The sequence below is a fragment of the Enterococcus sp. DIV2371 genome (genome assembly GCF_050498525.1).
In the GTDB taxonomy this organism is placed as follows: Bacteria; Bacillota; Bacilli; order Lactobacillales; family Enterococcaceae; genus Enterococcus_B; species Enterococcus_B mangumiae.
Genome location: NZ_JBIPAJ010000001.1, coordinates 291,117 through 317,364 on the forward strand (window position 1 = coordinate 291,117; position 26,248 = coordinate 317,364).

The 26,248-nt window shown below is 33.2% G+C and carries 25 protein-coding genes; 23 read left to right on the forward strand and 2 right to left on the reverse strand.

The annotated features are described in order from the left end of the window. Positions 1 to 2: 2 nt before the first annotated feature. Entirely contained in the window at positions 3 to 1,304 is a 1,302-nt protein-coding gene (locus IGL24_RS01405) for a S1C family serine protease (RefSeq protein ID WP_207114906.1), read from the reverse strand. Between the two features lie 427 nt (positions 1,305 to 1,731). On the opposite strand from IGL24_RS01405, the gene rlmH reads away from it, so the two are divergent. The 8 genes from rlmH (at position 1,732) to IGL24_RS01445 (ending at position 6,912) form a co-directional block, all read left to right on the forward strand. After that, the gene (gene rlmH, locus IGL24_RS01410; RefSeq protein ID WP_206856814.1) at positions 1,732 to 2,211 is read left to right on the forward strand and encodes a 23S rRNA (pseudouridine(1915)-N(3))-methyltransferase RlmH; all 480 of its coding nucleotides are present in this window, start codon (positions 1,732 to 1,734) and stop codon (positions 2,209 to 2,211) included. Positions 2,212 to 2,551: 340 nt separating this feature from the next. Beyond that, a complete protein-coding gene (locus IGL24_RS01415; RefSeq protein WP_207700422.1) occupies positions 2,552 to 3,583 on the forward strand; it encodes a hypothetical protein in 1,032 nt (343 codons plus the stop codon). A 259-nt stretch (positions 3,584 to 3,842) separates the two neighbouring features. Continuing rightward, a complete protein-coding gene (locus IGL24_RS01420; RefSeq protein ID WP_113827825.1) occupies positions 3,843 to 4,151 on the forward strand; it encodes a DUF960 domain-containing protein in 309 nt (102 codons plus the stop codon). A 26-nt stretch (positions 4,152 to 4,177) separates the two neighbouring features. After that, on the forward strand, positions 4,178 to 4,477 hold the full coding sequence (locus tag IGL24_RS01425) for a 4'-phosphopantetheinyl transferase (RefSeq protein WP_081156528.1): 300 nt from the start codon (positions 4,178 to 4,180) through the stop codon (positions 4,475 to 4,477). Between the two features lie 172 nt (positions 4,478 to 4,649). Then, positions 4,650 to 5,201, forward strand: a complete 552-nt coding sequence (locus tag IGL24_RS01430) for a DUF1643 domain-containing protein (protein ID WP_207700421.1) — start codon at positions 4,650 to 4,652, stop codon at positions 5,199 to 5,201. Positions 5,202 to 5,346: 145 nt separating this feature from the next. After that, the gene (locus IGL24_RS01435; RefSeq protein ID WP_207700420.1) at positions 5,347 to 5,640 is read left to right on the forward strand and encodes a Mor transcription activator family protein; all 294 of its coding nucleotides are present in this window, start codon (positions 5,347 to 5,349) and stop codon (positions 5,638 to 5,640) included. Next, positions 5,633 to 5,941, forward strand: coding sequence for a hypothetical protein (locus tag IGL24_RS01440; protein WP_207700419.1), 309 nt, complete (start codon positions 5,633 to 5,635; stop codon positions 5,939 to 5,941). Before IGL24_RS01435 ends, IGL24_RS01440 begins: the two co-directional genes overlap by 8 nt. A 71-nt stretch (positions 5,942 to 6,012) precedes the next feature. Further along, positions 6,013 to 6,912 carry a DUF4767 domain-containing protein gene (locus tag IGL24_RS01445; RefSeq protein WP_207700418.1) on the forward strand — a complete coding sequence of 300 codons (900 nt, stop codon included), beginning with the start codon at positions 6,013 to 6,015 and terminating at the stop codon, positions 6,910 to 6,912. A gap of 425 nt (positions 6,913 to 7,337) precedes the next feature. On the opposite strand, the gene IGL24_RS01450 is transcribed toward IGL24_RS01445, so the two are convergent. Continuing rightward, positions 7,338 to 8,717 carry a hypothetical protein gene (locus IGL24_RS01450; protein ID WP_429966272.1) on the reverse strand — a complete coding sequence of 460 codons (1,380 nt, stop codon included), beginning with the start codon at positions 8,715 to 8,717 and terminating at the stop codon, positions 7,338 to 7,340. A 175-nt stretch (positions 8,718 to 8,892) separates the two neighbouring features. Here IGL24_RS01450 and IGL24_RS01455 point away from each other — a divergent pair, with 175 nt between their 5' ends. The 15 genes from IGL24_RS01455 to IGL24_RS01525 all read left to right on the forward strand — a co-directional run bounded on the left by IGL24_RS01455 (position 8,893) and on the right by IGL24_RS01525 (position 26,246). Continuing rightward, positions 8,893 to 9,264, forward strand: coding sequence for a hypothetical protein (locus IGL24_RS01455; RefSeq protein ID WP_207700320.1), 372 nt, complete (start codon positions 8,893 to 8,895; stop codon positions 9,262 to 9,264). Then, the gene (locus tag IGL24_RS01460) at positions 9,257 to 10,672 is read left to right on the forward strand and encodes a phage/plasmid primase, P4 family (protein ID WP_207700321.1); all 1,416 of its coding nucleotides are present in this window, start codon (positions 9,257 to 9,259) and stop codon (positions 10,670 to 10,672) included. Before IGL24_RS01455 ends, IGL24_RS01460 begins: the two co-directional genes overlap by 8 nt. A 429-nt stretch (positions 10,673 to 11,101) precedes the next feature. Continuing rightward, entirely contained in the window at positions 11,102 to 11,341 is a 240-nt protein-coding gene (locus tag IGL24_RS01465) for a hypothetical protein (RefSeq protein ID WP_207700322.1), read from the forward strand. 16 nt (positions 11,342 to 11,357) lie between these two features. Next, the gene (locus tag IGL24_RS01470; RefSeq protein WP_207700323.1) at positions 11,358 to 12,731 is read left to right on the forward strand and encodes a recombinase family protein; all 1,374 of its coding nucleotides are present in this window, start codon (positions 11,358 to 11,360) and stop codon (positions 12,729 to 12,731) included. A 3-nt stretch (positions 12,732 to 12,734) separates the two neighbouring features. Next, on the forward strand, positions 12,735 to 14,372 hold the full coding sequence (locus IGL24_RS01475; protein WP_207700324.1) for a recombinase family protein: 1,638 nt from the start codon (positions 12,735 to 12,737) through the stop codon (positions 14,370 to 14,372). A gap of 459 nt (positions 14,373 to 14,831) precedes the next feature. Beyond that, entirely contained in the window at positions 14,832 to 18,050 is a 3,219-nt protein-coding gene (gene hsdR / locus IGL24_RS01480; RefSeq protein ID WP_242699807.1) for a type I restriction-modification system endonuclease, read from the forward strand. Positions 18,051 to 18,139: 89 nt separating this feature from the next. After that, positions 18,140 to 19,579 carry an N-6 DNA methylase gene (locus tag IGL24_RS01485; RefSeq protein WP_207700326.1) on the forward strand — a complete coding sequence of 480 codons (1,440 nt, stop codon included), beginning with the start codon at positions 18,140 to 18,142 and terminating at the stop codon, positions 19,577 to 19,579. Continuing rightward, on the forward strand, positions 19,576 to 20,277 hold the full coding sequence (locus IGL24_RS01490; RefSeq protein ID WP_429966273.1) for a restriction endonuclease subunit S: 702 nt from the start codon (positions 19,576 to 19,578) through the stop codon (positions 20,275 to 20,277). The genes IGL24_RS01485 and IGL24_RS01490 overlap by 4 nt, the downstream gene beginning before the upstream one ends. Positions 20,278 to 20,535: 258 nt before the next feature. Then, complete coding sequence (locus IGL24_RS01495) at positions 20,536 to 22,341, forward strand: DUF262 domain-containing protein (RefSeq protein ID WP_207700328.1); 1,806 nt, start codon at positions 20,536 to 20,538, stop codon at positions 22,339 to 22,341. A 657-nt stretch (positions 22,342 to 22,998) separates the two neighbouring features. Further along, positions 22,999 to 23,124 (forward strand): hypothetical protein, encoded by a 126-nt coding sequence (locus IGL24_RS01500; protein WP_429966274.1) that lies wholly within the window; start codon positions 22,999 to 23,001, stop codon positions 23,122 to 23,124. A gap of 93 nt (positions 23,125 to 23,217) precedes the next feature. Beyond that, on the forward strand, positions 23,218 to 23,814 hold the full coding sequence (locus IGL24_RS01505) for a hypothetical protein (RefSeq protein ID WP_429966275.1): 597 nt from the start codon (positions 23,218 to 23,220) through the stop codon (positions 23,812 to 23,814). Continuing rightward, positions 23,804 to 23,995 (forward strand): DUF4176 domain-containing protein, encoded by a 192-nt coding sequence (locus tag IGL24_RS01510; RefSeq protein ID WP_429966276.1) that lies wholly within the window; start codon positions 23,804 to 23,806, stop codon positions 23,993 to 23,995. Before IGL24_RS01505 ends, IGL24_RS01510 begins: the two co-directional genes overlap by 11 nt. A 29-nt stretch (positions 23,996 to 24,024) precedes the next feature. Continuing rightward, positions 24,025 to 24,702, forward strand: coding sequence for a hypothetical protein (locus tag IGL24_RS01515; protein ID WP_429966277.1), 678 nt, complete (start codon positions 24,025 to 24,027; stop codon positions 24,700 to 24,702). Between the two features lie 276 nt (positions 24,703 to 24,978). Continuing rightward, positions 24,979 to 25,407: a hypothetical protein gene (locus tag IGL24_RS01520; RefSeq protein ID WP_207700042.1), complete on the forward strand. Its 429-nt coding sequence runs from the start codon at positions 24,979 to 24,981 to the stop codon at positions 25,405 to 25,407. 308 nt (positions 25,408 to 25,715) lie between these two features. Beyond that, entirely contained in the window at positions 25,716 to 26,246 is a 531-nt protein-coding gene (locus IGL24_RS01525) for a hypothetical protein (RefSeq protein ID WP_207700043.1), read from the forward strand. Positions 26,247 to 26,248: the final 2 nt, after the last annotated feature.

The window sequence follows — 26,248 nt, forward strand, 5'->3', positions numbered from 1 at the left end:
TCTTAATTATTTGAGCTGTTTGAATTATTTGAATTTCCTTGATTCAATGCGGTATTATCGATCGTCAATTCGATGTTTACTGTTTTTTCTTCTTCTCCACGGTAATAAGTGATCTTCACAGAGTCACCGACTTTTTTACCATAAAGCACAGATTGTAATTCAACACCAGAAGAAACTTCTGTATCATCGATTTTAGTGATAACATCATATTGTTCTAAGCCAGCTTTTTCCGCAGGAGTTGCTGGTTGAACAGAGCGGATGATCACGCCGTTTGTTACGGAAGAAGGTAATTTCAAGATTTGTTCCTGTTGTTGTGTAGAGACTGCTGAAAGATCAGTCATAGTGATACCTAGCGCAGGACGCGTCACTTTTCCATCTTTTTCAAGTTGGTTGATGATGTTTACGACATCATTACTTGGGATAGCAAAGCCCATTCCTTCAACGCTGACACTTGAAGAATCAGAAGTCGATGCAATTTTACTTGAATTGATACCGATCACTTGACCTTCAATGTTGACTAGTGGACCACCAGAGTTCCCAGGGTTGATGGCTGCATCTGTTTGGATCGCATTGATATTCACCGTTTCATTAGATTCATTTGTACTTGTTACTTGACGATTCAAGGAAGAAACGATTCCTGATGTTACGGAGTTCGCGTATTGAGAACCTAGAGGAGAACCAATCGCAATTGCTGGTTCGCCGACTTTCAATGAAGCAGAGTCGCCAAATGAAGCAACAGTGTCTACCTTGTCTGCACTGATTTTTAAAACTGCTAAATCAGTATAAGCATCTGTACCGACTAATTCAGCTTTCACTTTTGTACCATCTTTTAATAAAACTTCTAATCCCTGTTGTCCATCGACCACATGATTATTCGTTACGATATAAGCAGAATCGCCTTCTTTTTTATAGATCACGCCGCTACCTTCACTATAAGCTTGCAATTCACCGTCTTCGTCACCACTTCCTTGTTGTTGACCAAATAGTGAGCCAAACGGATCAGATGATGAACTTTGTTTTTGTAAATTGATGACAGAAACAACTGCCCCTTGTACTTTATCCACTGCGGAAGTGATATCTGAATCTACATTGACTTTCACATTTTCTACAACGGTTTCGCCTGATGCATTTTGTGTCCCGCTAGAAGAAGTTGTTACTGAATTTCCGCCCCCAGTCGCTGCATAAAAAATACCGAAAGTCAGTAATCCTCCAATCACGCCGCCAACTACGCCAAGACCTAGCTTACGCCAAATGCCATTAGATTTTCTTTTTTTCATTTTTGGTGTCACATCTCTTCTGTCCATGTGATCTGCCTCCATTTATTATTTTCTTGATAAGTTAAGTATAGACTTATTTGCTAAATTTAGTCTACTTCCAGACTGTGAACTTTTTATGAAAAACTTTAGGAAAAATGATTGTTTCCATATGAAAAAATAAAATAGATAGTTATACACAGAGAATGTGGAAAACTAATTGTAAAAAATGCGAATAAGTAATGAATAAAGTTATCAACAGCTTGGGGAAAAAGTGGAAAAATCTGTGCGAAACATATGTTTGCTTAAGAAATACTTACGAAATAAGCACTAAAAAGCTCAAATGCTGTGGATAAACCTGTGGAAGATGTGCATAAGTATGTGGGAAAACTTTTTTAAATCTCTTTGTTGAATAAGCATCCTCTATTATAATAAGAAGGTAGCATTCGATAGGAAAGAACGAGGGAAAGAAAAGATTATGAATATAAAAATCATTTCAGTTGGAAAATTAAAAGAGAAATATTTGATCCAAGGAATCAATGAATACGTCAAGCGACTTAAAGCTTATGGGAAAATCGAACTAGTCGAAGTCCCTGACGAAAAAGCACCAGAAAATCTAAGCGATGCCCAAATGCGTCAAGTCAAAGAAAAAGAAGGCGAACGCATTCTTTCAAAAATCAAAGATCATGAATATGTCTACGCACTAGCAATCCAAGGAGAAAATCCTACAAGCGAAGCCTTTGCCAAACAAATCGACCAATTAGGCATCCAAGGAAAAAGTCAGCTCGTCTTTGTCATCGGCGGGTCACTAGGATTAAGCGACGACGTCATGCAACGCAGCAATGCCCAAATCTCCTTCGGCAAAATGACCTATCCGCATCAACTAATGCGCCTGATCCTCGTTGAGCAAATTTATCGTGCGTTTCGGATTAATACGGGGGCTCCATACCACAAATAATGATATTTTTTAAGAGAAAAAATTATTAGTGAAATTCTCACGTTAATGTTTTAGTTAAAGCTATCAAGCCACAAGAGCTAATTCTATAAAAAAAAATAAAACATGAAAAATTTATTGGAGATTTATACCCTCATATTTTTCATATAGCTGAATAGTTTAACTCTATTTCTTAGTAGACAAAGGGGGTTTTTAATATATTTTAGGGGATTTGAGTGCTATACAAAAGATGCTTTTTTATTACCATCTATATAATTATGTACAGAAATGAAAGATAAAGTAAATTGGGCTGATTACATGTAGAATAAAAGGTACAATTTATTCTTAAGAAGGAGCAAGATATATGGATCTTTTTACACCAATAGTAGAAGAAGCTAAATTACATCACAATTTTGTTCATTTAAAGAAAAATAAATATTTGAGACGAGTATTGAATGAGTGGGCAAAAGGGTTTCAAGATAGGGATGGAAAATTTGTTAAGGAGTTTCAAACTACATTTAATTCATCATTTTGGGAATTATATTTGAATGCAGTTTTACAAGAAAAATTTTTGAACATTGATTTTAGTCGGGAAGCTCCGGATTTCATTGTAGTTGACAGGGATAAAAAAACAAAATATACAATCGAAGCTACTATAGCAAATAATGCAGTAAATCGTCCGCCAGAATGGGATCAAGAAGAAAAACTTAAATTCATGAAAAAAGAACTTTCAGAAGTTGAAATAAAGAATATTAGTTTAGACGCTACGGTAAGAATCTGCAATTCCATTTTGAGTAAACACAAAAGATATAAAAATAGGTATGAAAACTTAAGCCATGTTACTGGAAAACCATTTATTTTAGCGTTGGCTAGTTATGATAGTTTTTATTTTTATAAATATAGTATGGCTCCCATTATTAGGGCATTATATGGTATAGACAAATTATTTTATGATGATAATGGAGAGGTTGTCGAAGAAATTGTAGAGAAAGTAAAAAAGGAAAACAGGGCTGAAATAGAAGTAGGTCTGTTTACAAATCCAAAATATAAAGAAATAAGTGCAATTTTATATAGTAATACAGCTACTTATGGAAAGTTAGAAGGAATGTCTTGTACGACAAATAGAAAAAAATTGATTTTTAGAACTGTTAAATATAATTCTTATGGCATGGAACCTATTGAAAATATTGAAAATGGAAAAAACTATAAGGAAACAATAAGTGATGGGTTATACCTTTTTTTAAATCCCTTTGCGAGTATTCCGTTAAGTCAAGAGGATATCAAAGAAGTAACGGATAACAAAACCAGCACATATTATGATAAAGAGTATAATACAACAGAAGATGGCTTTCTATTTTCGAGAGAAACAATACGTTTTGCCAATAAAATATACTAAAAATAAAATTTAAACAACTCAAAGTTAAATTTTTTATCTGTTAGGTTACTTTAATTTATTATTTATAGATGCTTATAAACTTTAAAAGTTGTGGTAATAATTTTTACCTTTAGCGCAATTGATCGTAGATTAGTTTCCTACAAGGTATATGATAGTAAAAGTGCAACAAATACAATCTTAAATATATATTATATCCATGAAGTCCAATCTTCTTTATAGAAGATTGGGCTTTTTTTTTATGGCAAAGGAGGGAAAAGAAATGTTTCAAAATAAAGGACAACGTTATGTCACAAAGGGAGTAATGGACAGTTTGCCGGTGGAATTACAAACTTTATGTTGGAATTTAATCGATCAAAACGTTCAAAAGAAGCTTCCTTTAGACTATCTTCAAATCTTTGAATTTTCGATAGAAAAAGGAAATCAAAAGTTGGTTCATCGTCAAGAAGAACCGGAAGCAAGAAAAGAGTATCTGGTTTCACCTAAGCTTCGTTTGAAATCAGTGTCTCAAAAAATATGGGTCATTGATTCGGGTGAGTATCAAACGATGTTATTACCAGAAGAATACTGATATCTAAAAGAAAGGAGCGAAATGACTTGTTAGAAACGGCTATCGAAGTACTGGAAAAGTGTGCACAGCTAGTCACTACTCCTGAAGAGTGGGGCTATGAATCCGTTACGATGGAAAAAGAGGAAATTGAAATGGGTACGCTTCCTAAAGATGTTCATCTACCACGTTTAGTGATGACACATCTTTATATTTATTGCGCACCAGAAGATGGAAAAGACTATGTAGTTTATTTCATTACAGATATTACCAGCCAGCGAGAATTTGTTTGTGGGTTACTGGTAGAAGGACGATTGGTTTGGAGTCAGATTGGAGGAACGAATGAATAAAATAGACTATTTGAGAACTATTGCGGAATGTTTAGGAAGTATTCTCTCAGTGATTCATCAAATTCTCAAGAAAAAGGGAGAAGGAATATGAAGTATTTTAAATTGGTATTGACACTTGCGACCACAATTATTATTGAGTTAATCGAAGAAAAATTTGCTTAGGAGAAAAGACATGATTGAAAAAGAATTAGTGACCACACAAACAGAAGTTTGGCGAGATCCTCATCATACCCATCGCTATGTTTTCAAACGACAATGGGCAATCAAAGGAAAAGAAGAGGAAGAAAAATTAGCGGTAGTCATTACCATTCGTCCAACAGATACAGAACCATTTACGAATGATTTGAGTATGTTGCTCATCGAAAAGAATATCCGACAATTGGAATTTACTGGTTTTATTGCTGTGAATCTTTTTTCGTATACAAAAGCGAAAAGTCCTCGGGTATTTCCTCGCGGCAATGATGAACAATCTCTGGAAATATTAACGACCGTTTTTACAGAAAAGAAAATCAACACCATTATTTTTGCTTGTGGTTCGATTACGACAACGAGTCAAGTGGCTTATGAACAAGCAAAGACCATTTACAATCAATTGAGTGCGAAACAAAAGAAGATGACCAAAGTATTGATAAATGCAGAAGGCAAGTTATCCCATCCATTAAGTATTCATGTTCGCAATGAATGGCAATTGGCGGATAGTCAATTATTATTTCAAGAAAAATAATATTTTATTTTCTCTTGTTACCTATAAGTAGTTTAACATGCTTTTTGGCTTTAAAAATACATGTGCTGATACACGTTATATGAATTATCAATGCACTCAGTAATATGCTATTTTCATTATGTAAAAAATAACAGGAGGTGTGTATATGGAGATTGATGAAGCTTGTTTGAGTAACTCTTATAAAAGTATGAATGACTTTTTTGAGGAAATGGAACTGGATTCAGAATTGCTCTATCAATTTTATCTTGCTTTTCGAGGGCAACAGATTTCTTTTCCAATGAAAATGTACGATCGCGAGCTAGTTAAAAAAAGAATCGGAAACATGATAGAACAGGAAAAAACGGTGGATATCCGTCAATTGACAGAGGCTTATGGTTTCTCTGCAAGATGGATTCAAGAAGTAATTAAACAAAAAGAAAGGAGACGAGTACATGGCTAAGCTGATTTTATTAGGTGGTTTAATTTACGGTGGATATTGGTTATATAAATATATTCTTGCACATCCGAATATAGATAAAGGAAAAGTAATCAAGACAGTCGGCGTATCCATAGTTGGACTAATAGTAGGTCTCATAGCTCTAACTAAGAAAAATAATGCGAATAGCCCAAAAATAATGAGAACTTATCGCTGTAGACGATGTGGAAAGGAAATTTCTACTATTTTTAACCCATCTGAAAGTCCTCAAGGAAGAGATAGATGTCATACTGGTTATCGACATCATTGGGAAAGAATTAACTAAAAAATCATTAAGATCAATCGATTATTTGATAGAATAAATACGTGGGGGAGAAGTGGAAGGGAGCAAGTAAAATGAAAAAATGGCTAATATTTCTAATTGGGATGGGGGTTCTATTGACTGGTTGTACATCTAATGAGAAGAGAAATGATACAACAATTGAAACAAAGAAAAGTACGGTACAATCAACTGAACAAACGACTTCAGAAATGAAACAATCTTTGGAAACTAGCACCAGTAGAAGTTCAACCACGGAATCTTCTACTGAAGAAGTCAAAAATACTTTATGGGATCATAATAAATCCGCTAAATTAGAAACTTTTGTCATTCAATGGGGAAAGACATTAGGTCAGACATATAAAAATTACAGTGATACAAATCCAGTAAGTCAATATGGTACGCCTTTACCAAATGCAGTAATTGATGGATCATGGAAATTTTTAGTTGATAATGCGCAAATGCCAATTCAATGGTCTACTACAGGTGAAAATAATGGGACTGTGGCATTTCAATTAGTTGCAGTGTATTCTGATATGGAAACATCTAGTAATATGATTCGCCATACTTATTTCTTTGGATTTAAAGATAATCAGCCAAAAATCTACATTACCCAACAAAATCAAGGTAATGAAAATAATTACATGTACTTTAGTGAAACTCAAAATCAACAATTAAAACAAGGTTTTGTGGATATTGTTAATGGAAATGTTCCACAAACTCCAGTGGTGGGAGAACCTAATCAACAAGTAACAACTACGACAACACAAGACGCAACTACTCCAGCTAGTCCAGATCTGAATGAAAGAGCACAAGCGATTAGGGAAATATTAAAACAGAACCAAGGATTTAATGAAGAGGTATTAAATTCAATTCCAGATGAAGAAATACTTGATTCTTTCGTAGGTAATGCAACTAATGCGCAACTAGCACAAAGTGCGATGAACTTATTAGAAAAATATCCTAATTTGAAATAAGAGTTGCCTAGGGACGAATTTTTAGAATGATTCAATTATTAGAGTTATTCATTATCCATTAATAACTGATTCTTAAAAAGCTTATGGAGCTTTTTAAGAATCAGTTTTATTTATAGAGAAGGAGAATGAATGTATTAAACGACTTTTTTAACTAATATACATAAAAAAGTAATAATAAGAATGATAATTGAAAGAGCACAAACATTTTTTTGAATGATATATTATTTTAAAACAAATACTGTACTAGAAGTACTAAAAGTGACTAAGATATATTTTGAAAAAAATAGAAAATGAATTTTAAAGTGAAATAAAAATTGTCACTTTAGGTACTTTGGTACCTAGAAGAGGCTTATTTTTGTCTATTTGTTTTAATTATCTATATAAAAAGTGTACAAGAAATCATAGAAATCTTGTACACTCTATTTTTACTTATCTAAAGGCATAGCAGATAAAGTAATTTGTTCAAAGTCTTTTTTACAGAATGCAGAAGAAGCAGTTCGTCCTTGAACAAATTTATTTTTAAAATCATAGGTATTTAGATATGCCATGATTTCATCTATATTGTTTGAGACGTTATCGAAGGAATACTGATTCATGAACCTTTTTATAAAAGTTTTTTGTAAATTTATAGATGTTAGTAAGAACCAATAGACACTCTCAAATATTAAGTAACAACTTTGGAAGAAAGATTCGTCACTGGTATAATCAAATGCCATGAATTGAGCAGCTAATTCAAAAAATAAAAATTGATTAAAAGTTAAGAGAGGAGAATCAATCAAAATTTTGTTGCATAAAGCAATAAATAAATAAACCGATAGATCAATTCGTTCTTTCAATATTTTCTTATTTTTTAAATAGATTTTTAATCTTTTAGAAGCGGTAATGATTGCAAAAAGCTGATTGAAATGGAAACTACGTTCGATCCGATATTTTTCTATTATTGAGTCACGAACAGGTTTTTGTTCAAATAAGAAATTTTGAAAATCTTGGATTTGAGAAAAAGTTAGATGTTCAGGCTTCTTCTTATTTTTATTACAAAGTTTTTTATAGATATTTTTCATTTTAGGATTTTCATCTAAAATAGAAATCATTATATCAAGAACATTTTCATGAATATCTCCTAAATGGTTTAAGGAAATTGATAATAATTTTTCTGTTTCGTCCACTAGATTAATTATTTCTTCTACATTGTCATTTTTTGATTGACTTGTAAAAAATTCTATTAGTTTATTCAGGTTATTTGAAAGTTTTTTTATGTTTTTGTTATTAGCTGAAGATTGTTGGCTTATTTTAGTGATCCAAGGATGTAACTCTTTCAAGTTTTTACCAATATTTTCTTTTTCGCTTGTTTGAATAGACGTGGCTTTCAGCTTATCGTTTACCATCCCTAAAATAAATTTAGGATAATCCAAATACGAGGGAAATGAGTACGTATTGACAATTTTTAATAGACGTGTGTACTCCAATTTAGGATCAATTTTTGTAGTTTGTTCAATTATATTATTAATTTTTAAATGAGTGGATTTTTTTAAAATGTCTGCATCTAAAATTGAGTCGATGGCTAGAATTGGTACGATTTGACTAATATCGTACCAAAAAAGTTCTCTCAAGTATACATTTTTTTTATCTATAGGATCTTCTGTTAAGCTTGTCTTTGGCAAAAAATTCCAGAAAGACTTTCTATTAATTAATAGATCATTTCTGTAGTTAAAATAAAAACAATTATTATAAATGCCATAATCACCTACATTTTTTCTTTGATCATAAATAAAAGCATTCATGGTCGATTTGATATTAAGGCTCATACTGTTATTCTCCTAATCTTCAAAAATTAATTCCAAGTAAATTGGAATCTTTTTTATTTTAACTTAAGAAAGCGGTTACTTAGTAGCTTTTTGGAAGCATTCAAATCTTTTAAAGTTCGATAAGATTAGATTGTCGAAAAGACCTCTATAAAATATTTGATAGGAGCGAAGGAATATGTTGAAAAATACTAAAGTATCAGTCAATCAAGTGTTAGGAGAAACTTATCATTTTTATGGAATGGTGAGAGAAATTAGTGCAGCGAGTAATGAAATCGTCACTATTCAACTGAATATGTTTAAAAGCACACATTCTAATCAAGGAGTATTTGAAATTAATCTGTTTAATCGGTTTGAATATGAGCGACTCTTAACGAGTATTTCCAGATATATAGAAGGAAATATCATTGACTTAAATTTCCTAATTGGTAAAGAAATTTTACTTGTATATATGGATACTTGTCGAAATGATCGTTGTTACTGTAATTTTCATGGATTAATACTTTTGGAAGAATTAATAGATGAAGAAGGAGAAGTGAGTCGTGGATAAAAAAGAAATGGAAAATACACAAATTTTTAAGAGGTATTTAAATCCAAATAAACTACAAGAAATTGAAGAAGGCAAAGAAGGAAAGGAAGCTTTCTTTAATCTTATTGAAACTATTCCCAGAAATTTGACTGAGGAAGCGTTTAACGAGGCGGTGGCAGATCTAATAATAGAATATACACATATGGTCATGTTGAAATCAACCAAAGGTGTATATATCTATAATTACACGACTCATAGATGGGAATCAAAAGGAGAAATCTGGTTGCAAAGATTGGTGTATGAAGTCACAAAAAGCGTAGATGACACAAACTTATGGTATCGCGAAAGAAATACATGTGAACATATTAAAAGGAAACTTTGTATGCTTGAGACTTTCTCTGATGATTATTTAGTGTTGACAAATGGCACTTTTGATAGGCGAACTGGAGAGATTATTGAGAGTCAATCCAATCACTATGCTCATTTTTTTAGCACGGTTGTGTATGATTCTGAAAAGAAGTGCGCTCGATTTCTTCAATTTCTTAATGAGGTTTTCTATTCTGATCCATCAACAATTGCGTTTGTTCAAGAATGGTTCGGCTATGTTCTTTTGTCGAGCCATCAGGCGAATGCTTTTCTGATTGGATATGGATCGGGAGCTAACGGTAAATCTTTGTTGTTTGCTCTTTTAGCAAAGCTTGTTGGCGAATGTAATACGAGTTCTTCTGGAATTTCAGCTTTTCAAAGTCGATTTGGAATGGAAGTGATGCACAATAAGTTACTCAACTTAGCTACAGAAAGTGATGTAAATAGCTTTGAAACAGCTACTTTAAAAGCTGTTACAGCGGGAGAGCCAATCACGTTAAATCGGAAAGGCATCAAAGAAATCACTTGTATACTTCCTACTAAGTTCATTTTTTTAATGAATCATTTGCCTTTGATAACGGATTCTTCTTACGGATTTTCTCGTAGATTACTGATTCTCCCATTTCCTCGAACGTTTCGTCCAGAAGAGCAAGATCCTTTTCTACTAGAAAAAATGACACTTGAACTGTCTGGAATTTTAAACTTTGCCTTAGAAGGTGCGAAGCGATTAATTAAGAACGGATATCAATTTACTATATCTGATTTGATGCATGAGGCAAAAGAACAGTTTTTAGGATGCGTACATCCTTTGTCTTATTTTAAGGCGCATTATTTATCGAAAAATCCAGCAAGAAAGGTGGAGAGTAACCTCCTTTTTCAAACTTTCCAAAAAATGTTAAAGGAAAGGAATTGGTCGGCTAGACAATATGGAACGCTTCGTTCATTCAACAAAGGGTTGATCGAACTTTTTGAAGCAGAAGGCTTTGTTATTTCCACTAAAAAAAGTAATGGAAAAACCTATCTCTCTGGAATTGTCTTAAATCAGTCAATACAAGAACTGTAAGACATTAATAAGGGAAAGTGGAAAAAATTGATGGAACAAGAAAATTTCAATTCTTTGGTTTTAGAATTGATGAAAGCAGAAAACGGGTATTTTTCTATTGACCTGCGCATTTTTATGAGGATATGGGGGTGGAAAAATAATGGAAGAATTTTTATCTCAACTTGCAAAAGACATGATTTCTTATTTTCATCATGAAAAAGATCTCGAAAAGCGATCGATCGAAGACTAAATTCAATCGAAAGAAGAACAGTCAAAGTTTTTCTTTCAGTTGGTAATAGGAAATAGACAAGGGAAAGTTATTGGCTGCGATTTCAAAGCTACTGATTACTTATTTGTATGATAGCGAGCAAACTCAAACGGAAGTAAATGAAGCTTGATCTATGCTTCATTTACTTCATTCAATCAAACATGAAAGAAAGGAAAATTCTAATGACTAAAAATAAAATGACACTAAAAGCAGAGGTTCTTCTGTATATTCAAGAACATTTTTCCAATCAATCCTTTTTTACACAACCCATTTACTTGTCTTTCAAAAAGAGAGGTGTATCTGCTGGTTCTATCGGGGGTACTCTTCAAGCGTTAAAGAACGAAGGGTATTTAGAAAATCACTTTGTACGTCGTTCGTTCAATCGGAGAGTCGTAAAAAAATGGAATTTAGTTCCTTCATAGAGATGAGGATTCAAACATGCGTGTGGCTTGTTATGATCGAACGTCTGTTTATGAAGAAGCGAAAATCAGTAATGACGCTCAATATGATGCAGTGAAAGAGTATATTTTAGAGAAATATGAACAATTTCCCCAACGATTTTCAGACAAAGGAGAATCAGGGGGAAAAGCGGATCGTCCAGCTTTCCAACAACTTAAAGATTGGGTGTGTGCGTCAGAAGAAGAGGGGGTGATCTATGTCTGGCGTTATGATCGATTGGCACGTCAAGCCAAAATAGCCTTAGAATTTATTGAGTTATGCCAGCAACATCAAGTTCAAGTTTATTCGATTTCTGAACCTCTTCCTGCTTCTTTCTCGCACGCGTCAACGAATAAACTATTTGTGCAATTATTGTTCACTTTTGCAGAACAACAGCGAAACGTCATTATTGAGAATGTTCGTGCCGGACTTGCCTATAAAAAGCAACAACGGCAATATCTATCTTCTGCTGTTCCATATGGGTATCGTTTAGTGAATGGGAAAATCCAACAAGAAGCACACGAAGCAAAAGTTGTCCGCCATATCTTTCAACTTTATTTGACTAAAAAATATGGCTACAAAAAGCTTTGTCAACGATTGACGCAACAAAAGCTCTTTTTCCATGAACGTTCTTTTCAGCCCTATCACATTTATAGTATCCTAAAAAATCCATTGTATTATGGCGAAGTGAAAGGGGGTTCTTTTGGAAAGTATCTAGGAACCTTTGAACCGATTCTCTCGAAAACAATCTTTCAACAAGCCCAAGATATTCGACAATCCAGACGTACGACTAAAAAAGATACGTATCCGTACTTATTACGTCAAAAAATTAAGTGTCCCTTCTGTGGTCGTCATCTGAGTTCGAAGTATCAATGGAATACAAAGAAGACGAAGACACTTCATTATTATCATTGTACCGACCGAAACTGCCAAGGAATCTTTCTTCGGGCAGAAAGGGTTGAGTCAGAAGTATTGGAAAAGATCCAGGCTTTTTTTCAACACGAAGGCGTCTATCAGGCTTTGATTGCCCAAGTGACGCAACAGTTAGCCGAAAAGCGAAAAGATGACAAACACAAAGTAATCCAACAAAAGAAACAAGAAGCACAATGGCTCAAGGCATTTGAAGAGGGCAATTGTTCACTAGAAGAACTTAAGCAACAACTGCAAGCTCTTCAAAAGCCGATGTCTACTTCTTCGTTTCTTTCACTCCAACAGTGTGAAGCAAAAGTGAAAGAATGGCTTCAACTGAAAGACCTCTCTAGTCGACAATTGTTATGTGACCATGTTTGTCGGATTGAGGTAACAAAGGATAAAACAGTCTGTGGGATTTACTTCCGGCAACTGACACAAAATATTTTAGAAGGGAACGAATGATCTATGGAAACGATACAAACCAAACGAGTTGCATTATATATTCGGGTGAGTACCCAAGAACAAGCTATAGATGGGCATAGTATTCAAGCACAAGAACAAAACGGGCGACAGTTTGCCGAACGGATGGGCTATGAAGTGGTAGAAGTTTATGCCGATGAAGGAATCAGTGGGAAATCAACGAAGAATCGGTTCGCCTATCAACGAATGATGAACGATGCTCGAAACCATCGTTTTGATCTACTAGTGATTTGGAAATTGACCCGTCTTGGACGCAATATGTTAGATGTCTTACAAACTGTCGAAGAATTATTGCGATATGATGTGGGATTACATTCGATTTCGGAACAATTTGACGTGACTACTTCGACAGGAAAACTGATGTTACAACTTCTTGGTAGTTTCGGTGAATTTGAACGCAACCAAATTGCGGAGAATGTTCAAATGTCAATGCAAAGCTTAGTGAAAGATAAAAAGCGTTATGCAGGAGGTCGACGTTTAGGCTATGTCAGTGGTATTGACGCGAATGGTCAAAAACAATTGGTCATTGAACCAGAAGAGGCGAAAATTGTTCGTCTGATTTATGCAAAATATTTAGATGGAGAAGGGTATCGAGCGATTGCCAATTTTTTGAATCGACAAGGATATAAAACAGTCAAAAAGAATGCTTTTTCTACTACGGCAGTCAAAGATATCTTACGCAATAAAATTTATGCAGGGTATTTAGAATATGCGCGCTATATCAATTGGGAAACCAAACGACGGAAGGGAAAAAATCCGAAACCGATTTTAGTGAAAGGAACCCATGAGCCGATTATTTCGGAAGAAGATTATCAAAAAGTACAAGAACGCCTTGCGTTAGAAGGAAAACAGCCCAAATGGAACCATACAGGAGAAAATGTATTGACGGGGTTGTTACGTTGTCCAGAATGTGGGGCACCGATGGCAGCGAGTAATGTCACAAATATCCTAAAAGATGGCACAAAGAAACGGATTCGATATTATTCTTGTTCAGTTTTTCGAAATAAGGGAGCAAGTGTGTGTCATGCCAATTCGATTCGTGCCGAACAAGCGGAAACGTTTGTCGCCGAACGATTAAAGGAAATCGTTCAGCTACCAGAGGTTCTTCCCCGATTGGTGGCAATGTTAAATGAGGAAATGGTGCGACAAAGTCAACCATTGGAACAAGAACTCGTGGTGTTACTGGAACGAAAGGAAGAATTGAAGACTAAAATAGAAAAATGGGAAGCTGCTTTAGAAGATAGTCCCGAGCTGTTTCCGATATTAAAAGACCGCTTAGACGAATTGACTGAAAAACGAAGACAGTTACACATTCGAGAGAATGAAATCTTAGGGATCTTTCAACAACAAGGAGAGCCGATTCAAGTCAAAGATGTCCAACGGATATTGACTAGTTTGGATCGCTTTCTTGCCCAGAGTGAGAAGAAGCAAGTCAAAGCCTTGTATCGTACCTTTATTGAGAAAATCACCTTTGATCCTAACCAGAAGGAGATATTGGAAATTACGATGAAATTCACGCCTGCCGTGGTACAACAATTGAATGAGCAATATCAAATAGCCGTATCCAAAACAAAGGATACGGCTATTTTTGTGTTAAAGACGCCTTTTACGTTAACGATCTAGTCTAGGTTATATCAAACAACGTGAGAGGGACGCTAACGCTTCTCTAGCGATTTGAAATCGTTAGAGGAGTAGTTAGGGAGGTGCGTAACTCAAAAGATAACAAATAAATCTTTTTTTATCTTTTCTTAATGAATTGATATGCTAAAATAAAGAAAACTATGCTTATAAAGAAAAAGAAGTTTTTAAACTCACTGAATAACAAGAAAGTGGATGAGCATTAAAAATCTTTCCTATCAAATGTTACTTTCTTGAATAGAGTAACAATTAGTAATTTAAACATAAAAACTTCTGATGAAGGGGTTTGGTTCTAAAAAAAGCAAATGATAGTTGTTTGATACACGTTTTATTCAAGTGATATCATCATTAATTAAAAATTTCTTTCCTTATAGAATACAATATTCAGACTTGAAACTATTATTGTATCAAGATAATTAAAATTTTTTTGTGGAGGTGTAGTTGTTGAAAACAAATTTTTCATATTTTACAGTTGAATGGGAACTATTTAAAAATCTAGGAGAAAGTGCAGAACAGAGCGTTTATCGTGATCCGAATGCTGCGATTGTTAAGATAAGATCACTAGCTGAAAAAATGACGGATGCAATTTTTAAATTAGAGGGTATTGATCCTTGGGGGCTAAAAAGTCAAGTTGAGAAATTAAATACTTTGCAAAATAAAGATGTTTTGCCTGACGAGTTGGTGAATGTTTTTCACATGATTCGAAAGACTGGAAACAAAGCGGCTCATGATGGAAGTTATGGAACTACTAGTGAAGCAATCGACATGTTACAGATGGCATTTTATATAAGTTGTTGGTTTATGGAAGTCTATGTTTCATACGATTTTAATTCACCTAAGTTTAGTGTTCCAATTGATAATGAAAAAGAACAAGCCGAAAGAATTCGTATACTTGAACAGCAACTTCAAGAACAAGAAAAAAGATTTAAAGAGCAACTTGAAAAAGTGGTGATTTATCCAGTTGAAGACGATAAAGAGAATAGAAATGCGCGACGATATCGTTCTAGAAAATATGCGCAAAATTATCCACCGAATGAAAAACAAACCCGCATTTTAATTGATGAACAGCTTAGGAATGCAGGATGGGAAGCTAATACAGATGAGTTAAATTACAAATGTAAAAAAACAATGCCTGAAAAAAATAGAAAAATGGCAATTGCTGAGTGGAAATGTGGGACTGGATATGCAGATTATGCTTTATTTGACGGATTGACGTTGGTGGGAATCGTTGAAGCAAAGCCTTATGGAAAAGATATTGCAGGAGACTTAGTACAGTCCAAAGAATACGCCCGTGATGTGCAAGTATTAGCTGGAATTAATTTAGTAAATGAACAATCGGGGTATAAAACACCCTTTGTTTATTCAACAAATGGACGTCCTTACTTAAAACAATTAGCTGAAAAATCAGGTATTTGGTTTTGGGATGCTAGAACTCCGAAAAAAGCATCTTATGCTTTAGAGAGCTGGCATTCGCCAGAAGATTTAAGAAAAAAACTTGAAGTTGATGAAATTACAGCGAATAAGGAGTTAAGTGAAGATAAGCAATATCCAGATTTTGCTAATCGTTATTATCAGATCGAAGCTGTTCAAGCAGTTGAAAAAGCTATCGAAAGTGATCAACGTCGAATGTTGTTAGCTATGGCGACAGGAACTGGTAAAACAAGAACGGCATTGTCTTTAATGTATCGATTGATTAAATCAAAGCGAGTACGACGAATTCTATTTTTAGTAGACCGTACCTCTCTTGGAAAACAAGTAGCAGATGCATTAAAAGATACAAAAGTTGAGAATCTATCATTATCCGATATTTACGATGTTAAAGAAGTTTCTGATATTAAACCTGAAGATACTACAAAAATTCAAATCGCAACAGTTCAAGGAATGGTACGGCGCTTGTTTTATCAAGAGGAAGGAGAAAATATTCCGTCAGTTGGTACTTATGATTTTATTGTTGTTGATGAGGCACACCGAGGTTATACTGAAGATAAAACCATATCTGAAGAAGAAATTACTTATTTCAATGAAAAAGAATATATCAGTCAATATCGTAGAGTTATTGACTACTTTGATGCATCTGTTTTAGGTTTAACAGCTACTCCAGCACTTCATACTACTGAAATATTTGGGAAGCCAATTTACACGTATACTTATACGGACGCTGTGGTTGATGGTTATTTAGTAGATCATGACCCTCCATATAAATTTGAAACAGAGCTTTCAAAAAATGGAATAAGATTCAATGAAGGACAAGAAGTTACTTTATGGGATCCAGAAACACAAAATATTGATAAAGCCTTGTTGGAAGATGAACTAAATTTTGATGTGACGGCTTTTAATAAAAAAGTTATTACAGAATCTTTTAACAGAGTGATTCTATCTAGTTTAGCTGAACATATAGATCCGGAAGAAAATGGGAAAACATTAATTTTTGCGGCTAACGATAGTCATGCAGATATGGTTGTACGTTTGCTGAAAGAAGCTTATGAAAAAATTGGTATTCCTGTCGATGATGATGCAATCGTGAAAATTACAGGTTATATTCGACATCCTAATAAAGAGATTAAACGATTCAAAAACGAAAAATATCCCAAAATTGTTGTGACAGTTGATCTATTGACAACAGGAATTGATGTGCCGGAAATTAGTAACTTAGTATTTTTACGAAGAGTTCGGTCACGAATTTTGTACGATCAAATGTTGGGGCGCGCAACTCGTTTATGTCCAGACATTGGGAAAACCTCTTTTAAAGTCTATGATGCGGTACATTTGTATGATACATTACAAGAGATTACTGATATGAAGCCTTTAGTAGCTAAACCAAATCAAGCGGCTATGGATATCTATGATGCAACTATTAATGCGGAAAATGATGAAGCATTTGGTTTCTATAAAGCAGAGTTAATTGCCAAGTTACAACGAAGAAAACAATGTTTATCAGAAAAAGCCAAAGTGGAAATCAGTGAGTTGAATCATGTTGAATCTCTTGATCAATGGTTACAAAGTATTAAAATGATGAGCAAAAAAGAACTTGAGATGCAATCAGAAAATATTCAGCGAATGGCAGAGTATAAGACAAGTGAGCAAACAATGTATATTTCAGAAGCGCCGGATGAGTTATTGTTTGTGGAACGAGGATATGGTGAAGGAAATGAAAAGCCGAGTGACTATTTAAATAGCTTTAATACATTTGTTCGTGAAAACATCAATTTGATACCTGCACTACAAATTGTGGTTAATCGTCCTAAAGACCTAACAAGAGAGGATTTGCGTACAATTGAGTTAAAACTCAGAGAAAAACGCTATGATGAAACCTCTTTACAAACCGCCTGGAAAAATGCAAAGAATGAATATATTGCTGCAGATATTATTAGCTTTATTCGACAAGCGGCATTAGGCAGTCCATTAGTTGATCACGAGGCTAGAATCAAAAATGCAATGCATAAAGTTTATGGAGCAGCTGATTGGACACCGATGCAAGAAAAATGGTTGAAGCGAATTGAAGAACAACTGTTACAGCAACCTGTCTTAGGACCGGATGCTCAAACTGCTTTTGATGATGCGGGAGTTTTTCAACAAAACGGAGGATACAAACGAATGAAAGCTGTGTTTGGTGATCAAACCAATTCGATCGTAGAAACGATTAATGAAAATTTATATGCTTAATTTTCTTAGAGTCATCAATTAGATGACTCTTTTTGTTATAATGGGTCTGTTGAATTTGTATATTTTTTAGGATATTCAGGAGGAAAATAATGACAAATACAGAAATTGTTGCCAAACTTTGGAATATGGCAAATGTTTTACGTGATGATGGAATCAGTTATCAAAATTATGTAACTGAATTAACCTATCTACTATTTTTAAAAATGATGAAAGAACAAAATACAGAAGATGTTATTCCTAATGGGTACCGTTGGGATGATTTAACGAGCAAAGAAGGGATTGAACTAAAAACTTTTTACAAACAATTGTTATTAGATTTAGGTAATTCTAAGGTTACTAAGGACAATCGGTTAAATATGATTTATGCAGATGCAGCGACTCATATTGATGAGCCAGCTAATTTAGAAAAGATTATTAAGGATATTGATAAACTAGACTGGTATTCAGCAAAACAAGAAGGTCTAGGTGATTTGTATGAAGGATTATTGGAGAAAAATGCCAATGAAACCAAATCAGGTGCTGGACAATATTTTACACCTCGAGTGTTGATTGATGTAATGGTGAAATTAATGCATCCAGAACTTGGTGAGCGATTAAATGATCCGGCAGCTGGAACTTTTGGATTTATGATTGCTGCTGACCATTATCTAAAAGAAAAATATGATGACTTTTTTGATTTGAGTCCAGAACAATTTAAGTTCCAAAAAACAGAAGCCTTATCCGGTATGGAACTGGTACAAAATACCCATAGACTAGCTTTAATGAATGCACTTTTACATGATATTGAAGGACGTTTAGATCAAGGGGATTCTTTATCTTCGAATGGAAAGTGGATGAAAGATTTTGATGTTGTGTTGACTAATCCACCATTTGGGACAAAAAAAGGCGGTGAACGTGCTACAAGAGATGATTTAACGTATGAAACCTCTAATAAACAATTGAATTTTTTACAAACAATATATAATTCGCTGAAGACAAATGGAAAAGCTCGGGCAGCAGTTGTTGTGCCAGACAATGTGTTATTTGCTGATGGTATAGGTGAGTCAATTCGTAAAGATTTATTAAATAAATGTAATTTGCATACTATTTTACGCTTGCCCACTGGCATCTTCTACGCTCCAGGAGTACAAACAAACGTGCTATTCTTTACACGTGGTGCGACAGAAAAAGACAATACGAAAGAAACATGGATCTATGATATGCGCAGTAATATGCGATCATTTGGGAAACGTAATCCTCTGAGCGAAAAAGATTTTGAAGAATTTATTGAATGTTATCAAATAGACGACTTTTCGAAACGTAAAGAAACATATAGTGCAGATAATCCTAATGGACGTTGGCGCAAATACTCGATTGAAGAAGTAGAAAAACGTGCAAATACTAGCTTAGATATTTTCTGGATGGAAGAAGAAAAAGAAGGTCCTGATTATTCTGTTTCAGAACTCTTAGATTTAATGGATCAAAAATCAGTTGCTATTTCTGAATCAGTTGCGAAGTTACAAGAAATTTTAGGAGATGTAGTGGAATGATTAACACAAAAGCACTACGGGAAAAAATACTCGATTTAGCAATGCATGGAAAGCTTGTTCCGCAAGATCCAACAGATGAACCAGCATCAGTATTGCTTGATAAAATAAAAGAAGAAAAAGAACAGTTAATAAAGGATAAAAAAATCAAGAAAGAAAAGGCATTACCTGAAATTAGTAAAGAAGAAATTCCCTATGAAATTCCTGATAGTTGGGAATGGGTAAGTATTAGAGATATTAGTACTATAACTATGGGACAAGCTCCTAAAAGTTCAAATGTAAACAATGAGGGAAATGGATTTGAATTTCATCAGGGAAAAACTTTTTTTAGTTCTATGTATGTAGAGCAGTCTGGGGTTTATACTACGTCACCTAATAAAGTTATTAATCCGCCAGCAATAATAATGTCTGTAAGGGCTCCAGTAGGTGATGTGAACCTTATAGACCGAAAAATTGTGATTGGTAGAGGCTTAGCAGCCTTTGTGCCTGGAAATGGCATAGAATTGTTATTTTTATATAATTATTTACAAACACAAAAAAGTTATTTGTTATCTTTATCGACAGGAACCACTTTCAAAGCTATAAACTCTCAAACGGTTAGAACAATTAATGTTCCTCTTCCTCCTTTAAAAGAACAAAAAAGGATTGTCGCTAAAATCGAAATGATAAGAGAATCAATTCAAAGAATAGATTTTGAATGAATATAATAGACCTAGTATCATTTTATCCTCGATGGTGATAGGTCTATTATTTAGATTTCATGGAAGTTAATTAATTTGTTCTAGTTTTTTAATATCATTTATTTATGATACCCAGCTCCGTATCATAAGTGAGGATCGCAAAGTAAAATATTATAAAATCTGTTATCTATTAAAAAAGTCATTCGGTTATATCAGCTATGTTAGAATAAAGTAAATAGATATATACCTAAAAATAGTGCCGTTTCGGAGGTTTGAATTATGACAACGACAATCGAAGTGAACAAACAAAGTGTGAGGCAATTTCTTGAAACAGGAAAACTCAAAAAATTTGTTATTCCAGAATATCAACGTCCATATGCTTGGACTGACGAACAAATTCAAGTGTTGTTTGATGACTTAGCAGAGTACACTGCCAATAATAACGAGAGTACTTATTTTTTGGGGAGTATCGTGGCTTATGAAAATGAACAACAAGAACAAGAAATCATTGATGGTCAGCAACGGATAACTACGCTATTTTTATTACTTAGAGCGATCTATGGTAAATTAGAAAATAGTAGTGAGAAAGAAGCAGTATTCTTGAAGAGTCAAATTGAACCTGCCTTATGGGAACAAGATGATCTAACTGGCGAGGTTAAGTTAGATAAAATTTTGATCAGGTCTAAGGTAATGGGGGACGAAGGCAATGAAGAATTTGCCAATATCCTAGTAAGGGGTCAAGCTGATGTTAAATCAAAAAGTAATTATTCAAAAAATTATATCTTGATCCAACACTTATTAAATGATTATGCAACAAATGAACCACTGTCATTTTATCGGTTTATTAGTAATATATTGAATAAGGCTATTTTATTACCAATCACTGCGGATACTCAGGATACAGCACTGACTATTTTCTCCACATTGAATGATCGAGGACTTGCGTTATCAGACGCAGATATCTTCAAAGCAAAAATTTATAATCATTTGGATGTTGAAGGGAAAAATGATTTCATAGAAAAGTGGCAGCAACTGGATGAAGAGGCTACTAATGCTAATGAAAGTATTCAAAAACTATTTTATTATTATATGTTTTATTTGAGAGCATTGGAGAATGATCGTAATACTACAACACCTGGAGTAAGGAAATATTACTCAAAAAATAATTTTGAACGATTATATTCCGATGATGTATTAACTAATCTGAATACAATACTTAATTTATGGATTGTAGTAAATAATAGAAATTCACTCGATGGTCAACCGTGGTCAGAAAATAAAGAGATTAAGCAAGTGCTTGATTGTTTAACTTCCTATCCTAATGAATTTTGGAAATATCCAGTCGTGACTTATTATTTGCATTATCATAAAAGTGTTGAATTTGAGGATGATTTTTTAGCATTTCTTCGTCGTTTATTGGCAACATTGTCAGCTAGATACATTGTAACTCCGACAATTAACGCAGTAAAAAGAGGGATCTTGAATTTGAATGCGGAAATTGTCAAATCACCTAAACCTAAGTTTGACTTTACTCCGATAGATGAAAAAGAATTAAAGGAAAAAATAAAAGATGCCCATCGTAATACAGTACGCATGATACTGAAGATGATTTCCTATCAACATCAGGAAGATCTATTGCCCGAAAAATGGGAGATCGAGCACATCTTCCCTCAAAAATGGCAACCGACTTATTTTCCTACTACATCAGATAAAGAAGTAAGAAGTCTAGTAGAACATATAGGAAATAAAATACCATTCGAGAAAAAGCTGAATATCACTGCAAGTAACGGTTATTTTACAAAGAAAAAAGAAATTTACAATCAATCAAGAGTCGGTATATTGCGTGAATTATCCAATTCTCATGATGATTGGGGCTTAGATGAAATTCGTGAGCGAGATATACGTATTGCGGATGAATTATTCAATTTGTTAAGTCAGTGGGGGCTTTATCAAAGTGAAACAGAAGAGAGTAGACAACTAATTCCTATTCCTGAAGATAAGCTAAGTAACTATCAACAATTTATCAAGATATTTAATAAAGATGATTCGGATGAAACAAGACAAATGTTTTTAACTATGATGTAGGTGAATCCTAGATGCGGAAGAGAAGTAGGAAATATTCAAACAACTATTAAAATTGGCATTAACGGTTGAAATATTGTTGTGGTTATACAGATAATAAAAAGTGTCATAGCTAGTGTTATCTGCTTTTCCCTTTAGAAAGAAAATAATCTATGTATGAGGTATTCCTTTTTGATGATAGGAATACCTTATTTACTTTGAAAAAAGCATTTCTTCTTTATTTTCTAGCCCAGTATCATAATTGAAAGACAGTATGCTATAACAGATTCCGAGTATTTTTTAATCTATAAAAAATCAAATTTTCTTATTGAAGAAATATATATATATATAAGATAACTAAAATTAATTTTAGTTATTTAAACGATTATGAAACTAAAACGATATTTTATGATATATTAAGACTTTAAAGGTGTTTTCATATTAAAATTAAAGAGTGTGGAATATTTAATAAATATTCGATAAGTTATTTTATGTGGTTTTTAAGTAAGGGGAAAAGTTTTTTAATGAAATGCGTATTTAGTTTAAGAAGATCAACATCTAAAGGACAAACACCTATCGCTTATGAAGAAAGAACGTTTCAAGAAACCAACAATCAAATCTCTAGGAAGGTGAATGAATGTCAACAGACAGCAACAAGATAAATTAGCAAAGGAGAAACGTATGTTAAAAAAACAACTTTTTCAATTAGAAAAGTACCTCAAAAAGGTTGTCGCTAACTCTCTGATTCGAATCATAAAGGTATCCAACAAGGCATGTCCAATGCAATTTGCTGCAGAAGGAGTATGAAGTAAAGCAACAAGCATTTCAACAACGATTTCATCAGATACACGCAGAATTGGATGTTTCATAATGGAAATAATTACTAGGGAGTATATTAAGGTGAAAAAGAAGAAAATAGTTCCACTTTTAAAAATATCAGGAAATTCATCAATATCTTTTGATTTTGAAAAGAACACTCCGTATGTACAACATTTTAAAGGTGCTTATACGGAAACATCAGGAAGAAGCTACTCTAAGAGTAGAACTTTTTGGACAAGTCAAGTTCTTATGGCAGGAATGACGACTTTTGGAACCATTTTAGATAGAGTACTTATTTTTCCAGTTTTAGTTAGTTTACTTCTTGTGCTATGTTTAGGATATGTGTTAGCACATGTTTTTATAGAAATAATGATGACTAATTCATTGGGAGAAAAAGATTATAGAAATTTTTCTCCCAATGAAATTCAAGGAGTTGTATCTAATTCTCGAAAGTTTTGGATGTTGTTGTTTGTTGAGACGTTATTGACTTTAGGAGTATTCTTTGTTTCTATTATTTCGATTTCTGAGCAGATGCTAAGAGGTGAAGACTTTATAGCACTTTTATTTTGTGTGTTCAGTTTAGCAACCTTAAGAAAAATAGTACCTTCAAATTTAGGAATCAAAGCAGGTAAAATACTAAAAAAACAAATGAAGGAGGGGAAATTTCATGATCAATAAACATATTTTACCATTGGGAAGCGTAGTGCTGTTAAAAGGCGGAGACATCAAACTTATTACTGTTGGACGGGCACAGCTTTTTAATAATGAAGGAACAATTGGCTATTTTGACTATTCTGCATTAGGTTATCCGCAAGGTGTAATAGCAGAATCTAATTTAGCATTTTTTAATTTTTCATAATCAACTGAGAAACTTGGAGGAGGCTTTAGATGATAGAAAACAACTGTGTCCAAGATATTAAAAGAATTAATGGTAGATATTATTTACTGGAATTACATGATGAATCGTACATTGTTGATTATTTTAAGTTAATTAGGTTGAGAAATTTTTTTCCGTTCAGTAACTTTTATAACAACACTTGGGAAAAAAGTTGGACTGCTTATAAAGTAACTGGATTAGAAGAAATTATTGAAGGTAAAAAAACACCTGAAAGACAATTTTATGTTCCTGAATCTTATGGGATTTTCGGAGTCTTTGTAATTAGTCCTTTTCTTATATATTTGGGCTATCTAGAATCAATATACTTAGCTCTATTGATTGGCAGTCTTCTCAGTACATATGGAATAGTATCAATCTGTCGACTAACACATAGCAATAAGAAAGTGCAAGAAATAGTTAAAGATACGACAATTGTAAAGTTAGTACTTGTTGAAAATGCAAAGTCAAAAATTTATGTGGTTCTGAGTAATTTTTTATCATGTGTATATGGTATGTTTGTAAGCTACCTATTTATATCCGCAATTTTATCAGGTGACTTTTGGGTAGTTACTTTTGTTTCATTAGTATCACCTACCATTTCGTTGATATTTGGAAAAATCTTATCAAATTTAAGAGAAGTTCCAGATATAAATGTAAAATACAAAGTAGTAAGAAACGACGATCAGTAAAAAACTTGTCAAATTGAAAACACAGTATACTTCTCGATAAAAAATTAAAAAATGGCCAATAGAATGCGAAAAATTAGTTTTACTTTATCATATCTATGTAAGAATACTGTTAAGTACAATCATGACATTTAAACCAATTAAAAGTAAAACTAAATACTAAATTTTAAAAGACGAAGTCAAAACTATTAGAGATTTTGTAGCTATTGTGGGGAAACGGTAGTGTCTGGATAAGCAATTTTATTTAAGGGGTTAGCGGTTTTATTGGAGGAATATTTGATGGAATATAAGCGTAAAATTGCTGAGGGCAAAATATATAATATTACATTTCATAAAAATAAAATTATTCGTGGATGGTTGTTATTAGTAACAGAAAACAATGAGGAATTTATTGTACGACAAAACTCTAATTTGTTAAGATTGGGCAACTATCATTTAAAAAGAGAAATATATAAATCTAATACGCCTTTAAAGAGTTTTTCTGTTGACTGCAAAGAGGCGGAAAAAGAGGATAAGGAAAAATCAAACAATAATTACATAGGTCGTGCTATTGCTTTAGTATCATATCCAATAATAAGAAAAATAATTCCAGTTGAATGGTTATGGGGTAATTCTGATCAATCTTTTAATTTTTCTATAGGTATAAAAAATCTATTGTTTTTTTTGGCTAACTATAATAGTTTGCTTGTACTTTTGTTCATTCTTTAGAAAAAGAATTTTTCTTTTTGAAATGATGAATAATGGTTTTGATGTAAATTTTGTGGGAAGGGTAAATCTGATTAATAATTCTAAATATACAAAAAAAACTATGGACAATAAATAATCTAGTTGGTCTAGCTTTGATTATTAGTTTTACAATCATTTTTTTGTTTATAATCCCTTTTTTAGTACAAGCAAGATTGCTAAGTTTGTTGAGTTTTTATATAGTTAAAATTATTTTGTTCAATGGTAAAGTTTGGTTCGTTAATAATGATGTGAAATATATAATGTTAGAAAGTGTATCTTGAGTAAATGATATGAAAATAGAAGACGGTGAAATTAGAAATTTAAGCTTTGATAAAAAAAGAGTGATTCCAGGCTGGTGTTTATTTATTTCAGATGATAATGAAGAATATTTAATAAGGCAAAATAATTTCATGTTAGGTTTCAAGCAATACAGGGTCAGTAGAAAAATATATCAAGCTAATATTTCTTTGTATAAATTTAGTATTTCTGGTTTAGAAATGGAGAAGCAAATCAAGAAAAAATCAGAAAAAAGTTATTTAGGAGTAGCCATTGGTCTTCCTTTAAGCAACTTAGTGAGGGACTTTATTCCACAGAATTGGCTTTGGGGCAAAAGCAATTTGCCAATAGATATGTTGGAAGGAATCATCAATTTATTCTTCTTCTGGTTAGCATTAGCCATTTGTCTTTCTGTTGTATCTTATTGGCGAAAAAATAAATTAATAAAGGAATTAGAAAAAAGAGGTATTTCTTTAAAGCGTATAGGTAAGGGATATGCACTTACTCCACTGATCATTACACAAAAAAAATTAAAATGGTGGTGAGG

Bases quoted from the DNA above. Each gene is read 5' to 3' on its own strand.
- IGL24_RS01420 (WP_113827825.1), top strand. From the start codon at position 3,843: ATGTTTCAAAATAAAGGACAACGTTATGTCACAAAGGGAGTAATGGAC.
- IGL24_RS01525 (WP_207700043.1), top strand. From the start codon at position 25,716: ATGAAAATAGAAGACGGTGAAATTAGAAATTTAAGCTTTGATAAAAAA.
- IGL24_RS01495 (WP_207700328.1), top strand. From the start codon at position 20,536: ATGACAACGACAATCGAAGTGAACAAACAAAGTGTGAGGCAATTTCTT.
- IGL24_RS01405 (WP_207114906.1), bottom strand. From the start codon at position 1,304: ATGGACAGAAGAGATGTGACACCAAAAATGAAAAAAAGAAAATCTAAT.
- IGL24_RS01510 (WP_429966276.1), top strand. From the start codon at position 23,804: ATGATCAATAAACATATTTTACCATTGGGAAGCGTAGTGCTGTTAAAA.
- IGL24_RS01475 (WP_207700324.1), top strand. From the start codon at position 12,735: ATGGAAACGATACAAACCAAACGAGTTGCATTATATATTCGGGTGAGT.
- rlmH (WP_206856814.1), top strand. From the start codon at position 1,732: ATGAATATAAAAATCATTTCAGTTGGAAAATTAAAAGAGAAATATTTG.
- IGL24_RS01445 (WP_207700418.1), top strand. From the start codon at position 6,013: ATGAAAAAATGGCTAATATTTCTAATTGGGATGGGGGTTCTATTGACT.
- IGL24_RS01415 (WP_207700422.1), top strand. From the start codon at position 2,552: ATGGATCTTTTTACACCAATAGTAGAAGAAGCTAAATTACATCACAAT.
- IGL24_RS01470 (WP_207700323.1), top strand. From the start codon at position 11,358: ATGCGTGTGGCTTGTTATGATCGAACGTCTGTTTATGAAGAAGCGAAA.
- IGL24_RS01485 (WP_207700326.1), top strand. From the start codon at position 18,140: ATGACAAATACAGAAATTGTTGCCAAACTTTGGAATATGGCAAATGTT.
- IGL24_RS01465 (WP_207700322.1), top strand. From the start codon at position 11,102: ATGACTAAAAATAAAATGACACTAAAAGCAGAGGTTCTTCTGTATATT.
- IGL24_RS01520 (WP_207700042.1), top strand. From the start codon at position 24,979: ATGGAATATAAGCGTAAAATTGCTGAGGGCAAAATATATAATATTACA.
- IGL24_RS01430 (WP_207700421.1), top strand. From the start codon at position 4,650: ATGATTGAAAAAGAATTAGTGACCACACAAACAGAAGTTTGGCGAGAT.
- IGL24_RS01450 (WP_429966272.1), bottom strand. From the start codon at position 8,717: ATGAGCCTTAATATCAAATCGACCATGAATGCTTTTATTTATGATCAA.
- IGL24_RS01440 (WP_207700419.1), top strand. From the start codon at position 5,633: ATGGCTAAGCTGATTTTATTAGGTGGTTTAATTTACGGTGGATATTGG.
- IGL24_RS01455 (WP_207700320.1), top strand. From the start codon at position 8,893: ATGTTGAAAAATACTAAAGTATCAGTCAATCAAGTGTTAGGAGAAACT.
- IGL24_RS01435 (WP_207700420.1), top strand. From the start codon at position 5,347: ATGGAGATTGATGAAGCTTGTTTGAGTAACTCTTATAAAAGTATGAAT.
- IGL24_RS01515 (WP_429966277.1), top strand. From the start codon at position 24,025: ATGATAGAAAACAACTGTGTCCAAGATATTAAAAGAATTAATGGTAGA.
- IGL24_RS01500 (WP_429966274.1), top strand. From the start codon at position 22,999: ATGTTAAAAAAACAACTTTTTCAATTAGAAAAGTACCTCAAAAAGGTT.
- IGL24_RS01490 (WP_429966273.1), top strand. From the start codon at position 19,576: ATGATTAACACAAAAGCACTACGGGAAAAAATACTCGATTTAGCAATG.